At 37.8% G+C, this 14,770-nt stretch carries 10 protein-coding genes and 1 tRNA gene; 8 read left to right on the forward strand and 3 right to left on the reverse strand.

Annotated features, from left to right (window positions below; translation table 11 throughout):
* Positions 1-6: 6 nt before the first annotated feature.
* Positions 7-1,650, reverse strand: coding sequence for a glucose-6-phosphate isomerase (gene pgi / locus PQ459_02760; protein WDF47414.1), 1,644 nt, complete (start codon positions 1,648-1,650; stop codon positions 7-9).
* 228 nt (positions 1,651-1,878) lie between these two features.
* Here pgi and PQ459_02765 point away from each other — a divergent pair, with 228 nt between their 5' ends.
* The 5 genes from PQ459_02765 to PQ459_02785 all read left to right on the forward strand — a co-directional run bounded on the left by PQ459_02765 (position 1,879) and on the right by PQ459_02785 (position 9,716).
* Complete coding sequence (locus PQ459_02765; protein ID WDF47415.1) at positions 1,879-3,216, forward strand: cytochrome ubiquinol oxidase subunit I; 1,338 nt, start codon at positions 1,879-1,881, stop codon at positions 3,214-3,216.
* Position 3,217: 1 nt separating this feature from the next.
* Positions 3,218-4,225 carry a cytochrome d ubiquinol oxidase subunit II gene (locus PQ459_02770; protein WDF47416.1) on the forward strand — a complete coding sequence of 336 codons (1,008 nt, stop codon included), beginning with the start codon at positions 3,218-3,220 and terminating at the stop codon, positions 4,223-4,225.
* A 45-nt stretch (positions 4,226-4,270) separates the two neighbouring features.
* The gene (locus PQ459_02775) at positions 4,271-4,693 is read left to right on the forward strand and encodes a hypothetical protein (GenBank protein ID WDF47417.1); all 423 of its coding nucleotides are present in this window, start codon (positions 4,271-4,273) and stop codon (positions 4,691-4,693) included.
* Positions 4,694-5,150: 457 nt separating this feature from the next.
* On the forward strand, positions 5,151-8,057 hold the full coding sequence (locus PQ459_02780; GenBank protein ID WDF47418.1) for a SusC/RagA family TonB-linked outer membrane protein: 2,907 nt from the start codon (positions 5,151-5,153) through the stop codon (positions 8,055-8,057).
* Positions 8,058-8,069: 12 nt separating this feature from the next.
* Positions 8,070-9,716: a RagB/SusD family nutrient uptake outer membrane protein gene (locus PQ459_02785; protein WDF47419.1), complete on the forward strand. Its 1,647-nt coding sequence runs from the start codon at positions 8,070-8,072 to the stop codon at positions 9,714-9,716.
* An 80-nt stretch (positions 9,717-9,796) separates the two neighbouring features.
* On the opposite strand, the gene PQ459_02790 is transcribed toward PQ459_02785, so the two are convergent.
* Both PQ459_02790 and PQ459_02795 read right to left on the reverse strand, forming a co-directional pair.
* On the reverse strand, positions 9,797-10,618 hold the full coding sequence (locus PQ459_02790; GenBank protein WDF47420.1) for a GLPGLI family protein: 822 nt from the start codon (positions 10,616-10,618) through the stop codon (positions 9,797-9,799).
* A 3-nt stretch (positions 10,619-10,621) separates the two neighbouring features.
* Positions 10,622-11,521: a pirin family protein gene (locus tag PQ459_02795; GenBank protein ID WDF47421.1), complete on the reverse strand. Its 900-nt coding sequence runs from the start codon at positions 11,519-11,521 to the stop codon at positions 10,622-10,624.
* A 215-nt stretch (positions 11,522-11,736) separates the two neighbouring features.
* Between PQ459_02795 and rseP the strand changes: the two genes are divergently transcribed.
* From rseP to PQ459_02810, 3 genes are all read left to right on the forward strand, one after another.
* Positions 11,737-13,227, forward strand: a complete 1,491-nt coding sequence (rseP, locus tag PQ459_02800) for an RIP metalloprotease RseP (GenBank protein WDF47422.1) — start codon at positions 11,737-11,739, stop codon at positions 13,225-13,227.
* Between the two features lie 76 nt (positions 13,228-13,303).
* Positions 13,304-13,377, forward strand: a tRNA-Asn gene (locus PQ459_02805).
* Between the two features lie 188 nt (positions 13,378-13,565).
* Entirely contained in the window at positions 13,566-14,765 is a 1,200-nt protein-coding gene (locus PQ459_02810) for a site-specific integrase (protein ID WDF47423.1), read from the forward strand.
* Positions 14,766-14,770: the final 5 nt, after the last annotated feature.

A 14,770-nucleotide genomic window follows, 5' to 3' on the forward strand; every position in this document is an offset into this window, starting at 1 on the left:
TATTTTTTACTTATTTCCTTTATAATAATTAATCAGTCCATTTGTAGAACTGTCGTGCGTTTCCACTTTGCCTTCGTTCTCCAGTTCCGGAAGGATCTTTCCTGCCAATACTTTTCCTAATTCAACGCCGAACTGGTCAAAACTGAAAACATTCCAGATGGCACCTTGAACGAAAATCTTGTGTTCGTACAAAGCAATGAGTTGTCCTAATGTAAACGGTGTCAATTCTTTGAATAAGAATGAATTAGTTGGCGTGTTTCCTGCAAAAACTTTGTATGGCAATAGGAATTCTGTTTCTTCTTCAGATTTTCCAGATGATTTTAATTCATTGAAAACCTCATCTTCTGTTTTCCCAAAAGCCAAAGCTTCTGTCTGTGCAAAATAATTCGCCAATAAAATATCCTGATGTTCACCAACTTCATTCACAGATTTTGCATAAGCGATGAAATCTGCCGGAATCAATTCTGTTCCTTGGTGAATCAATTGATAGAATGCGTGCTGACCATTAGTGCCAGGTTCTCCCCAGATGATTGGTCCAGTTTCATACTCTACAAATTCGCCATTTCTGTCCACCGATTTTCCGTTGCTTTCCATATCACCTTGCTGAAGATACGCTGCAAAACGGTCAAGATATTGAGAGTAAGGCAAAATCGCATAAGTTCCAGCGGCGAAGAAGTTACGGTACCAAATTCCTAAAAGTCCCATCAAAACGGGAACGTTTTTATCTAATTCCGTAGTTTGGAAATGAACGTCTGTTTCGTGAGCACCTCTCAACAATTGTTCGAAGTTTTCATAACCAACGGACAAAACTATGCTCAATCCAATCGCACTCCAAAGTGAGTAACGACCGCCAACCCAATCCCAGAATTCGAAGATGTTCTCTTCCGCAATCCCGAACGCTTTAACCGACTGAATATTAGTTGATAAAGCTACAAAATGTTTCGCAACATCGGCTTCAGTTGCGCCAGATTTTAGGAACCAATCTTTTGCAGATTTGGCATTCGTCATTGTTTCCTGAGTCGTAAATGTTTTGGAAGCGATGATGAAAAGTGTGGTTTCTGGGTTAAGGTCTTTCACCACCTCAGCCATGTGATTACCATCAACATTCGAAACGAAATGAACCTTCAATCTTGTTTTGAAATGCTTCAATGCAGAGCAAACCATCACTGGTCCAAGGTCTGAACCTCCAATTCCTACATTCACAACATCTGTGATTTCTTTTCCTGTAAAACCTTTGTGAGAACCGGAAATAATGCTTTCCGAAAAAGCTTTCATATGATCCAAAACCTTTTTGATGCCGGGTTTGATGTTTTCGCCGTCTACCAAAATCTCTTTATCAGAAAAATCTCTCAATGCTGTGTGAAGCACTGCTCTGCCTTCCGTCTCATTGATCTTGTCTCCCGCGAACATACTTTTGATCGCCGATTTCAATTCGGTTTCATTTGCCAAGTCCAGCAACAATTCGATGGTTCTGGAATCTGCTAGGTTTTTGGAATAATCGAAAAGATAATTTTCTGTCTCTAATGATAATTCTTTGAAACGATTTTCGTTGTACTGAAAAAGTGTTCTCAGTTCGAAATCGTTGTTTGCAAAGTGGTCATTAAGAGCTTTCCAGGCGGAAGTATTAAGCGGATTTATTTTTGGTAACATATTTTAGTTTTAAGGCTAAACAATCAGATTTAAAATCAAATCGAAATGTTTAATTTATTATTTTTATTAATTCTCGAAAATTCAAATTGTCTTTACGACCTGCAAATTTAATAAAAATTAGCCACTTCCTCTCAATTCGTTTTTTGTTGGAAAATATGACAATTGTCTCCGCTAATTCTATGGAGAAGTCCTTAAATTAAGTCTAACTTTACCATCAAAATTAAGCTTATGGATGATTTTATGGCTGCCCGATCGCAGATGGCGATGTCACTTGGTTTCCACATTATATTCTCCTGTGTTGGGATGGTAATGCCTTTCCTAATGGCTTTTTCCCATTACAAATACCTTACGACCAAAGATGAAGTTTACAAAGGCCTCACAAAAGCATGGAGCAAAGGCGTTGCAATTCTCTTCGCAACCGGAGCAGTTTCCGGGACGATGCTGTCTTTTGAACTCGGATTGCTCTGGCCAAAGTTTATGGAGCACGCAGGTCCTATATTTGGGATGCCTTTTTCATTAGAAGGAACAGCGTTTTTCATTGAAGCGATTGCGATTGGATTTTTTCTTTACGGATGGGAAAAATTCAACAAGTGGTTTCATTGGTTTTGTGGCGTCGTGGTTGGCGTGAGCGGATTAGCTTCCGGAATTCTGGTTGTAGCAGCCAATGCATGGATGAACAGTCCGGCTGGTTTTGATTATATTAATGGACAATATCTGAATATCGACCCCATAAAAGCGATGTTCAACGAAGCATGGTTTCCCCAGGCTTTCCATATGACTGTTGCAGCTTTTGCAGCGACCGGATTCGCAGTTGCCGGTATTCACGCTTTGATGATCCTCAAAAAAAGAAATATCAGCTTTCATACAAAAGCGTTTAGGATTTCTGCAGGATTTGCCATATTCGGAGCGTTGCTGGCACCAATAAGTGGTGATGTTGCAGCGAAATCTGTTGCCAAAAGACAACCCATCAAATTAGCAGCAATGGAAGCGCACTTCGAAACCGAAAAAGGTGCAAGCTTCGTGATTGGTGGAATTCCTGACGAAGAAAATGAACAAATAAAATACGCAATCAAAGTTCCGAAAGTCTTGAGTTTCCTGGCTTGGGGCGACTTCGATGCGGAAGTAAAAGGTCTTAAAGATTTTCCTAAAGATGAATGGCCGCCCGTCGCAGTGGTGCATTATGCTTTTCAGATCATGATATTTTTTGGAAGTGTGATGATGGGAATTGGCGCACTTTATCTGATTGCGAGTTTTTGGAAGAAGAATTGGCTGACTAAATCCTGGTTTCTAAAGATCTTCGTAGCAGCAATTCCTTTTGGTTACATTGCTCTGGAAGCTGGCTGGACGGTGACGGAAGTTGGCAGACAACCTTGGATCATCTACGGAATCATGAGAACCATTGACGCTGTGACGCCAATGCCGGGAATCCAATATTCGTTTTACTTTTTCACATTGGTTTTCCTTTCGTTGTCATTAATTATTGTTTTTCTTTTATTAAGACAAATCAAAATGGTTCCGAAACTTTACGACCCGACTGATCCTAATTATAATCCTAAAACCAAATAAAATGATCTACGTTGTAATTGCATTTCTTTGGGTTTCGATCTGTTTGTACATCATCACTGGTGGTGCGGACTTCGGCGCTGGCATTATCGAATTATTCTCCCGCAAGTCGTATCGGGACAAGACAAGATCTATCATGTTGAAATCGATTGCGCCAATTTGGGAAGCCAATCACATGTGGCTGATCATTGCGATTGTAATTCTTTTTGTTGGTTTTCCCACAATTTACACCACGGTTTCAACTTATCTTCATATTCCTTTGGTATTGATGTTGGTCGGAATCATAGCAAGAGGAACAGCCTTCACCTTCAGAAATTATGATGCGGTGCATGATAGCTGGCAAAAACTTTACACACAGATATTTTTTTATTCCAGTCTGTTGACGCCTTTCTTTTTAGGAATGATTGCTGCAGCCACCATCTCCGGATCAATTGATACAGATGCAAAAGATTTTCTCAATCTTTATATTTTCAGTTGGCTGAATTGGTTTGGCGCATGTGTTGGCTTTTTTACGGTGGCGCTTTGTGCATATCTGGCATCGTTGTTTTCACTTCATCAGGCAAGATTTAATGAGGATTCCTTGCCAATTATGATTCGTAAAACCCGGCAGACCGCTTTCTATGTTGTAGTTACTGGTATTTTAGTTTTTGTAAGTGCTTACTTTTCCGGCATTCCGCTATTGACCTGGATATTTTCAAAGGCATTAGGAATTATTGCAATCACATTGGCAACCATCAGTTTATTATTTACAAATGATGCTATTAAAAAAAGTAAATTTTTGCTCGCAAGAGCTCTTGGTGGTTTTCAAATCATTATGATCCTTGTAGCAGCTACTTACCAGCACAATCCTGATATTATCCTTTTTGCCAATGGCAGTTCATTATCTTTATTTGATGAAAGTGCGGCTCCGAAAACCATTTCAGCATTGGCTTGGGCTTTGCTTTTGGGAAGTGTTTTTATATTACCATTTCTTTTTTATCTGCTGTTTTCATTTGGAGAAAAAGAGAAATAAAATCAGGAAAACAACGTTTTGAAACTATATTTTTGAATTTTGCATATGAAAAAGATCTTTGCACTTGTGGCAATCAATTTGGGTGTTTTTGGCTTTTCGCAGGCCTGGACTGGCGCTGGCGATCAAAAAGCACAAGGCGGAATAAATGCTTGGGGCTTCGGAACTGGGATTGCGGCGAGTTATGACTATGGACTTACTAGTTTGATCTCTGTTGGTGGAGGCGCTAATGTTTACTTTAATGAAAAGGAAGACAATCCCTTTATTTTTGGGCGAGTAGGTTTTCACCTACAGGAAGCCTTGGCATTGCCTCCTGAATTAGATATTTATCCCGGTGCTAATGTTGGAGTTGCTGGTAGAAATTTTGGTTTGGGTGTTTATATTGGAGCAAGATATTTCTTTACAGAAAATTGGGGAGCATTTGTAGAAGCTGGTAATAATGGCAGTTTTGGCGTTTCTTATTCTTTCTAATAAACTAAACTTTATTGTACAAAGCATCTGTATTTCAGATGCTTTTTTTGTTTTTATGAGCTCATAGAAAATATTTTTTTTTAATTTTTAGATTATGTATGTGAGGACTCTTTTCAGTTTTCAATAATTAAAATCAAGTAGCTCTGATTAATGTGCAATTTTTGTCTCGCTTTATTACTTTTTTTTCAAAATAAGACACAATTTCTTTTTCAGACAATGTTTTTGGATAATTTATTTGAAATATTGATGACAGAAATCATATCATTTTTTTCAATAAATAAACAAAAACTGTTAAAATAAAAAAATAATTAACTTGATTTTCAATTATTTATGTTGTAATAATATTTGTTAACAAAATATTACGATATATCAGAAAAGTGTTAATATAGAAAAAACATTTTTTGCTGTTGTGCAATCGATTGCATCAAATAATACAATAATCTAAAAAGTCAAAGTTATGCCACATGAAAAATTCTCGAGATCGCATCTAGATTTTCGGAAAACAATTGCAGTCTTTTTTTTATTCTCATCAGCTGTTGCCTTTGCTCAGGAGACTGTAACAAGTGATACAGTAAAAGGAAATGAAAAGGTAATTGAGCAAGTAGTACTAGTGGGTTACGGTAGTGTCAAAAAAACTGATGTAACAGGATCAGTAAGCAGTATTGACCCTAAAACACTAGAGGAAAGAAATACTACAAATGCTTTGGAGGCAATCCAAGGAAGTACACCCGGTGTAAATATCGTTGCGAGTACAGGGCGCTCCGGTGATGGTTTCAATATGGTCATCCGTGGGAACAATTCCCTAATAGGAAGCACCCCATTGTTTGTAGTAGATGGCGTTCCAATGACCAACATTGATTTTCTAAATCCAAGAGATATTGCAAGGATGGACATTTTGAAAGATGCTTCTTCTGCCGCTATCTATGGATCAAGAGGAGGTAGTGGTGTAGTGATAGTTACCACAAAAAGTGGATCTTCCGCAAAAAGAGGACTTGCTGTACAATTTGACACTTCTTACGGTGTGAAAAATGCCACTAGATTACCAAAAATGATGACAGGAGAAGAATGGTGGAAATTTCATCAAGTTGCTTACATGAGCGCAACTCCGCTTACACAGACTCCAGACCAGCTGGCAACATTGGCTGGCAATCAAAGTCCGCTGATGGTTTCAAGAGCTAATAGTGGATACAGCTTTGACTGGTATGATGCTGTTCTAAGGCCAGGTGCAACTCAGAATCATTATCTCAATTTATCCGGAAGATCTGACAATGGACTGGCATACAATATGTCATTCGGTGTTCAAAAAGATGAAGGCTTGATAGATAAAGATTCTCAAGACAAATACAACTTCAAACTCGGAATTACACATAAAATAAATGATAAATTTACAACTGGAGCTAACGTAACTGTTGCCAAAATAGTGACAGAACTTGGTAGTGATCTTGCAATGCAGGAGGCTTTCAGACTCAGTCCTTTGATGTCTCCTTGGGCGGTAGACGCAAATGGAAACGAACTTGTAGGAACCAAATTTTTCTTACCTGGGAAACTTACTTATCCAAATGGCGCATGGGCAATCAATAAAACCAGTTCCCCAAATCCACTGAGTGAGATAGCAAATTCTTCGCAAGTAGAAAAAGTGTGGCAGGCAGTAGGAAATGTATTTTTCCAATATCAAGCGGCTAAGTGGCTGTCATTCAAAACAACTTTTGCAACAGGCTTTTCCAACACACAGCTAGGTGCCGCCTATGGAGCAGAGACAAATGCCGGAGTTGCACTGAATGGTCTAATCTCTTCATCTATTAGAAGAACGGATAATTTCAATTACACTTGGGACAACCAGATTGATATGAAGCATACCTTTGGCGATGATCACGATTTCTCTTTGCTATTATTACAAAGCCAATATTATAATGAAGATATATCTTCTTATTCTTACTCCAACGGGCAGCCCTTCAATACAGATATTTATAACTTAGGATCAGGAGTTCAAACAAGTTATCAAATCAATTCTGGTTACGCTAAGAAAACTTTGAATTCATTTGCCGGAAGACTGAACTATGCTTATAAAGGTAAATACTTGCTGACAGCTTCTACCAGATATGACGGTTCTTCTGTCCTTTCTGAGGGCAATAAGTGGGAAAGCTTCCCTTCTGTGGCATTAGCATGGAGATTGAGTAAAGAATCTTTCCTTGAAGATAACAAGATCATTTCTGATTTTAAACTTAGAGCAAGTTTGGGATATACAGGTAATGATAATGTAATTCCCTACACGACTCAGTCCGCTTTGAACCAACAGACATTTTACGCAAATGGCGCTAACCTTGTTTCGGGTTGGCAGTCTGAAGCTTTGGCAAATAAAAATCTTTCTTGGGAAAAAACAAGAGAGCTCAACTTTGGTTTAGATTTCGGATTCTTAAGAAACAGGATTACAGGTACCGTAGATGTTTATGACAGATTATCCAATGATCTTATTTATCAGCAGCAATTGCCTGCTGAGACTGGCTGGAGATATACTTATTCCAATGTTGGATCTGTAAGTAACAAAGGGATTGAAGTATTATTAACGACAAAAAACATTCAAAGCGAAAGAATAAGTTGGGAAACAACCTTCACATTTAGTAAAAATACAAATGAATTAATTTCCATTTACGGGCAGGATAAAGTGAATGATATTGGTAACAACTTAATATTAGGAAGCAGCTTAATGCCAAATTATAATTATGTTTATGATGGTGTATGGCAGGAAAGTGAAGCAGCACAAGCGGCGGCATTTGGACAAAAACCAGGAATGGCAAGACCTAAAGACCTCAATGGAGATGGTAAATTTGATGCTAATGACAGAACTACAATCGGAAGTTCCGTACCGAAATGGCAAGGTAGTTTTTATTCTAAACTAACATTCGGAAATTTTGATTTTAATTTTTCTGTGATTACAAGCCAAGGTCAAACTGTTTTGAGTACATTTCATAGAAATTTTGCTGATACAACCGATAGAGGAAGACAGAAAATTGCAATGGATTACTTCATCCCTACAAATGGAGCAGGAATTGAAGCTAATCCAAATACAGAAAATCCGCGCCCAGGACCACAAGCTACAGGCGCAGGTGCCTTTTGGGCTTCTGGAATGGCTTTCTACAGAGATGCTTCTTTCGTAAAGGTTAAAAATATATCTTTGGGATACACATTCAATTCAGATTTATTAAGCCAAATGAAAATCAATGGTTTAAGAATCTATGTAAACGTCTTGGATCCATTCGTATTTACAAAATTTGACGGTTATGATCCGGAATGGGCGGGTGCAGCTTTTGGTGTAAACAGACCAGCATCCATTACAACACAATTTGGTTTAAGTGCTAAATTCTAAAAAATAAATCTCATGAAAAAATCAATATTCATATTAGGTATCGTTGCAGCATTGTTCAGTTCATGCAATGATTTTATAGAAGAAGATAATTTGTCGTTTGTTTCTGCAGACGATACATATCAAACAGCTTCAGGGTTCCAATTACTTGTCAATACAAATTATGCCTGGCTAAAAGGTATCTATGGAGGTGATCCATGGCTATTTGTTGCCGGTACAGATATGTACGCAGAAGGAAGATCTCCTGAGCCAGCGGGTCTAAGTCAGTACACACAACTCATACCTTCTGCAGAGGGCGTAGATCAGCTATATATGTCTTGCTACCAATTGATACAATCTGTCAACAAGACAGTTTACTATTCTACACTTACGGATCAGAACGCAAACGTTCCCGTGTTGGTAGGAGAAGCGAAATATTTAAGAGCCAATGCATATTTCTTATTGGTTCAGACTTACGGCGGTGTTCCTATTGTGAACGAAAACTTTACCACGCCTGTTTTACAATTTGACAGAAATACAGCGGAGGAAGTTTATAATTTCATTATTTCAGAGCTGGAATCATCTCTCGCAAGTGTAGGAACATCGGCTTACAGCAGTACAGGAAAAGTGAACAAAAGAGCTGTAAACGATCTATTAGCAAAGGTATATTTGACACGTGGTTATGAAACTTTCGGAAAACCGACGGATTTCGCAACAGCCGCCACCTATGCTGATGCCGCAATCGCAGGCCAGTCATTGACTATTCCTTACGAGCAGCTTTTCACTCCAGGAAATGATCTGAATGCAGAAACAATTTTCTCTGTTCAATACGATGCAAAATCTACTTCTACCGCACCTACAACTTTAGGAAATAAGCAATTCTACTATTTCAGCTCTTATCTAGGAGGATCTGAAACTGGAGGATCTGCACCTCTTAGAAGTTATAATCTTTGCCCTACAGCTTACGCTCTAGGATTATATACAGCTAGTGACTCAAGATGGGCAGCAACATTCATGAATGTTGTTTATGAGAAGTATTATGATTTTTATAGAGTTCCTGACAAAACAAGTCTTAAAATCAAACATTTTTACTCACCAAAATGGTTTACAGCTGCAGATAAAACAGCTTGGTTAGCAACAAATGCTGCAAAGTTAGCAACTGGTTTTGTTTATCACGATTGGGGAACTTATGACGCAGCTTACACCTTGATTAAAAATTTGGATTATCAGACTATTCCAGTTAAGAAATTCGATGATCCTTCAACAAGTACGCCTTCTAGCACAGGACCTGTAAGTACAAGAGACATCATTACTGCAAGACTTGCAGAGACTTATCTGGTGGCAGCAGAAGCTTATCTTAAAGCAGGAAATGCAGCAACAGGTCTACAAAGACTGAATGTTGTAAGAAGCAGAGCTGGCGTTACAGCTGCAACTGCCGGAGAGTTCAATATCGATTACATTTTGGATGAAAGAGGCAGAGAAATGCTAGGCGAATATACAAGATGGTTTGACCTAAAGAGAACCGGAAAGCTGATCGAACGTACCGTGATGCACAATTACAAAATTACCAATGCATCCAATTTTGCAGGCAATGGCGGACAGCAAAAAATCCTTAGACCAATACCACAAACTGTTATTGACCTTAATCAAAACAAAAACTTCCCACAGAATCCAGCGTACTAATAACCACTCATATTTAATTATAATAAGAAAGACCGGTAATTGTTCCGGTCTTTCTTTTTTATTTCAATCTGTATGTCAAATTATTTGATCTCAATTGGATTGTTATAAAATGATATTTTACTTTTAATTCGTATTTCCTGTTGTTTCAAGGCTTTCATCAATTCTGCATCTTTCTCATCAAACATTTGCATCATTTGTGACATCGGATTTTTCTCGTATTCCTTCAGTCTTTTTTGGAAACCTTCTTTACTCAGCTTCGTGGGTTTTCCCATTTCAAACTCCAGATAGTTCAATTTGTTTGTAGTAATATCTTGCATCAGTTTTTTGTTAGCAACCAAAAGCCACGCATAATTGCTGTCAGCATCTTCAAGTTTCACAATCAATCCCGGCAACCCTGAGAATTTGTAGGGTCCGTCTTGAATGGGAATTTCTGATGTAAACCAAGCATTCCAAGTTCTACCACCAAAATTTGTCGTTGCTTTTTGCGTATTGTAATTTCCTATTTTTTCTTTCGCAGCAGAGATTTTCCAAATCAAATCCGGTTTTTCTTCGTAATTATAATATTCGCTCATACCAACAAAATCTTTGAAGATCTGCTTCCCTCCTTTTAATTTATTGATTCTGAAACTCAAATTTGTTGCACTTGAGGTAGGCGGACTAATGAAGGTCTGTCCCATCTCTTTCGCTTTTTTTACGCCCGAAATAAAAGTAGAATCGTATGCCAGTTGTCTATAGCTTACGAAAATTGACTCGTCTGTTGCAACATCCAACACCATCATTTCCTTTTCTGTTTTTACAGAATCTTTGTTCGGTTTGTAAGTCAGTTCATAATAAAACCGATGAACCTGGGAGTTCACAGAAATTAATATTAAGAATGAGCTAATGGCTAATAGTTTTTTCATTGATTATTTTAATTTAAGGTTTCTATTCTGTGGCGGAAGAGGAACATATCCATCATCATTGATGACTTTCGGGAACTCGTGGTTTTCCCATTTTCTTTTCGCTTCCTCGATTTTTTCTTTCTCTGAGGACACAAAATTCCAATAGATGTTCCGAGGTTCCGGAAATGGTTCGCCTCCGAAGATGTACACGGTAGAATCGGGCTTCAAAACAAAATGACAAAGTTTCGCATCTTTCGCAATTAGGATATGTTTCGGATTATAAAGATTGCCTTCGCTCTCGATATTACCTTCCAGAATGTAAAGCGAAGATTCCCCGAAAAGATAGTCCCCAAGAATGATTTCTTTATCCTCGACAGACGTATTTTTCACCTCCAGAAAATAAAGCGGCGAATAAACCGGAACTGGTGACTTGCGTCCAAGGATTTCTCCCGCGATTAGCTTATAATCTACCTCATTGTCTTTCCAGCTTGGAATATCTTCTTTATTGATATGAAAAAACTCAGGTTCCATATCTTCCAATTCCTTCGGTAATGCCACCCAAATTTGCAATCCGTGCAGGTGCTTGTCTGTTGTCCTCAAATATTCCGGCGTTCTCTCGGAGTGTGCAACGCCTTTTCCTGCAGTCATCCAATTCACAGCGCCTTCCTTTATTTCAATTTCTGTCCCGATGGAATCTCTGTGCATAATGCTTCCTTCGAACAAAAAAGTCAACGTGGAAAGTCCGATGTGCGGATGTGGCGGAACATCCAGATTTTCATAATCTTTGAGTGCCGCTGGCCCCATATGGTCGATGAAAACAAAAGGTCCAACGCTTCTTTTCTGAGAAAACGGCAACAATCTTCCCACCAGAAAATTTCCAATGTCGGCAGCGCGTTCTTCTATGATCATTTGAATATTTGACATAATTTCTATTTTAATTGAAGATTTAAAATTAACGATTTATAATTAATATCTCTAACTAATTAAGTTTAGTAGTGGAAGCCGCATTAAGCTGCCCCAAATTTTTATTTAAATTTAGAAAAACAGGATTCATGATGACAAAAAGACGCTTATTTTACATTGGTATACTTTCTGACTAATTGATTACCTTTGACAACTTATAATTTTAAAACATATTAATGGAATTAGCATTAAAGATATTTCAGTTTATCCTGAGCATTTCTATCCTTGTAACACTACACGAAATTGGGCACTTTCTGCCAGCGAAATGGTTCAAAACCAAAGTAGACAAATTCTTTTTATTCTTCGATCCGTATTTTTCCGTTTTCGCAATGAAAAAAATCAACGGAAAATGGCAATATAGATTCTTTTCCAAAAATGATCCTACCGAAGTAGAGGTTGAAATAGACGGTAAAAAAGTCCTTCAGCCAATCGATGTTTCCACACTTCCTGACTCTGATTGGAGAAAACACGAAGGTGTAAAATACGGAATCGGATGGCTTCCTTTCGGAGGTTATGTAAAAATTGCCGGAATGGTGGACGAAAGTATGGACACGGAACAATTGAAAAAACCGGCAGAACCTTGGGAATTCCGTGCGAAACCGGCTTGGCAAAGATTGATCATTATGCTTGGTGGTGTGACGGTCAATTTCTTTTTGGCTTGGTTGATTTTCGGTTCGTTATCTTATTTCTATGGCGAAGAGAATTATGATACCCAGAAACTTGGTGGCAAAATGTACTATTCTGAACCATCTTTGAAAATGGGTTTTGAAAACGGCGATAAAATCTTAAAAGTTGACGGCAAAACGCAAAAGGATTTTGATAAATTATCTTTGGATGTTTTGTTGAGTGATAACATCACGGTTCTTAGAAAAGGAAAAGAAGTGACTTTCCCGACAAGTGACGAAGGAAAAGCATTGGTTTTGCAGGCAGAAACGCCACAAGCCTTCCTAATGCCGAGAATTGCGCCTACTGTAGATACAGTGGTTCAGAAATCAACTTTGGATGCAGGTCTGGAAATTGGCGATAAAATCGTGAGTATCGATAATCAAAAAATAGAATACTATGATGAGTTAGCGCCTATCGTTTCCAAAAAAGCAGGTTCAAACGTTGACTTTGTTGTGGAGCGTGGACAGACTTTGGTTCCGTTATCAATTCCTGTAAACAAGGAAGGAAAAATCGGAGTTGCCTCCTACAAAGAATACAAAAAGATGATGACTCTGAATCATTTTTCATTTGGTGAGTCCATTGGCAGAGGTTACACAAGAACGATTGAAAGTTTGACTTATCAGGTGAAGCAATTCAAATTGATTTTTAACAAGACGATTAAAGGCTACAAAAAGGTAGGCGGACCAATTGCTATTGTAAACAATATGCACGTGGACAAAACCAAAGACGGCGACCTTTCTATCAACTGGCAACAGTTTTGGTCTTTTACGGCTAAGTTCTCGATCTGGTTGGCATTCCTTAATTTGATTCCGATTCCAGGCTTAGATGGCGGTCACGTTCTCTTTACATTGTGGGAAATCATCACAAGAAAGCCAGTTCCTCAGAAAATTTTGGAAAATGCACAAATGGTGGGTGTAATTTTCTTGTTGGGACTGATGGTGTTAATATTTGGAAATGATATAGTTAAGCTGATAGTGCAAGCTTTTGCTCAAAAAAATTAAAAAAACTTCACAAAAAAGTTTTGGAGTTTTTAAAAAAGTTTCTATATTTGCACACGCTTAAAGCAAAAAGAAACATTCCTCTTTAGCTCAGTTGGTTAGAGCATCTGACTGTTAATCAGAGGGTCGCTGGTTCGAGCCCAGCAAGAGGAGCAAGACCATCACAGAAATGTGATGGTTTTCTTTTTTTATAGGGTTATGGATTGAGTTTTCCTTTATTCTATGGTATTTCTTAATTTCTTTTACTTTTCCATATTTCCAACCATTCTGAGAAATTGAGGGTACCTTTTAGGTTACCCATTTTATTTTTCAGGTTACCCATTCAAACCCCCATTAATACAATGAAACTATCAATATTATTCCTTTTGAGAAGGAATAAGATTAACAGTAGAGGTCTTTGTCCTATTGAATGTAGAATAACATTAGATAAACAAAGAAAGCCTTTCTCTACAGGAATCTTCATCAACCCAAAGAATTGGGACAGTAATAAACAGCTTACAAGACCCCCTAATGAAGAGAATAACAACACCAACAACCAACTAAGCCTGATTAAGAATAAAATTAATCAGGCTTTTTTATTTCTACAAATCAAGGAAGAGCCTTTTGATGCAAGTGATATTTACAACCAGTATGCAGGCAAGACAATGACCAAAGAGTATGCTTTGATTGAGTATTACAAGATTTACTTAGACAGGCTTCAAAAGCTTGTAGGACTAGAGATAAAGCAGGCTACCTGGAATAAGTTCAACTACATCAAAGAAGATGTTTCTGAGTTTATAAAATCTCATTACAAGAAACCAGATGTCAAGCTAAAGAATTTAGACTTCAATTTTATTTCTGAGTTTGAGTATTACTGTAAGACAGAGTTAAAACACAAGCAAATCACTATAAACAAATCCCTACAAAGACTAAAGAAGGTAATCAAGCAATCTGTAATACAAGGTTACTTAGATAAGAACCCTTTTGAAGAACACAGTCCAAAGAAAGTGTACAGTAAGATTGTATTTCTTACCCAAGAAGAACTGGAAAGGTTAGAAAATCACACCTTTCAATCTGACCCTCTGAATAGAGTTAAGGATTGTTACATCTTCTGCTGTTATACAGGATTAGCCTACAGGGAAATGTTTGAATTAAGAAAAAATGATTTGATAACAAAGCCTGATGGTATAACTTGGATATTCCAGAAAAGAGAGAAAACAGAAAGAACATTCTCTGTTCCTTTGATTCTTCCTAAGGCATTAGAGATTATGGAAGTTTACTCATCAGAAAGTGAATATCTATTACCAAGGATATCCAATCAGTCTTTTAATAGGATTCTAAAGGAGATAGCTTTAATTCTTGATATCTCCAAAAATCTTACTCATCACACAGCAAGGAAAACTTTTGCGTCTACTGTTCTCCTCAACAATGACATTGCCATAGAAGTTGTTTCTAAGCTTTTAGGTCATTCAAAGATATCTACTACACAGGAATATTATGCAGAGCTGATGCCTGAGAAGTTGAGTGAGAACTTGAAAAAGCTGAAAGATAGATTGAAGTAGAAAGT

This window comes from Chryseobacterium sp. KACC 21268 (assembly GCA_028736075.1).
Taxonomy (GTDB): Bacteria; Bacteroidota; Bacteroidia; order Flavobacteriales; family Weeksellaceae; genus Epilithonimonas.

What these genes read in the sequence shown, in the direction of transcription:
- pgi (WDF47414.1), bottom strand. Translation starts at nt 1,650, where the DNA reads ATGTTACCAAAAATAAATCCGCTTAATACTTCCGCCTGGAAAGCTCTT.
- PQ459_02765 (WDF47415.1), top strand. Translation starts at nt 1,879, where the DNA reads ATGGATGATTTTATGGCTGCCCGATCGCAGATGGCGATGTCACTTGGT.
- PQ459_02770 (WDF47416.1), top strand. Translation starts at nt 3,218, where the DNA reads ATGATCTACGTTGTAATTGCATTTCTTTGGGTTTCGATCTGTTTGTAC.
- PQ459_02775 (WDF47417.1), top strand. Translation starts at nt 4,271, where the DNA reads ATGAAAAAGATCTTTGCACTTGTGGCAATCAATTTGGGTGTTTTTGGC.
- PQ459_02780 (WDF47418.1), top strand. Translation starts at nt 5,151, where the DNA reads ATGCCACATGAAAAATTCTCGAGATCGCATCTAGATTTTCGGAAAACA.
- PQ459_02785 (WDF47419.1), top strand. Translation starts at nt 8,070, where the DNA reads ATGAAAAAATCAATATTCATATTAGGTATCGTTGCAGCATTGTTCAGT.
- PQ459_02790 (WDF47420.1), bottom strand. Translation starts at nt 10,618, where the DNA reads ATGAAAAAACTATTAGCCATTAGCTCATTCTTAATATTAATTTCTGTG.
- PQ459_02795 (WDF47421.1), bottom strand. Translation starts at nt 11,521, where the DNA reads ATGTCAAATATTCAAATGATCATAGAAGAACGCGCTGCCGACATTGGA.
- rseP (WDF47422.1), top strand. Translation starts at nt 11,737, where the DNA reads ATGGAATTAGCATTAAAGATATTTCAGTTTATCCTGAGCATTTCTATC.
- PQ459_02810 (WDF47423.1), top strand. Translation starts at nt 13,566, where the DNA reads ATGAAACTATCAATATTATTCCTTTTGAGAAGGAATAAGATTAACAGT.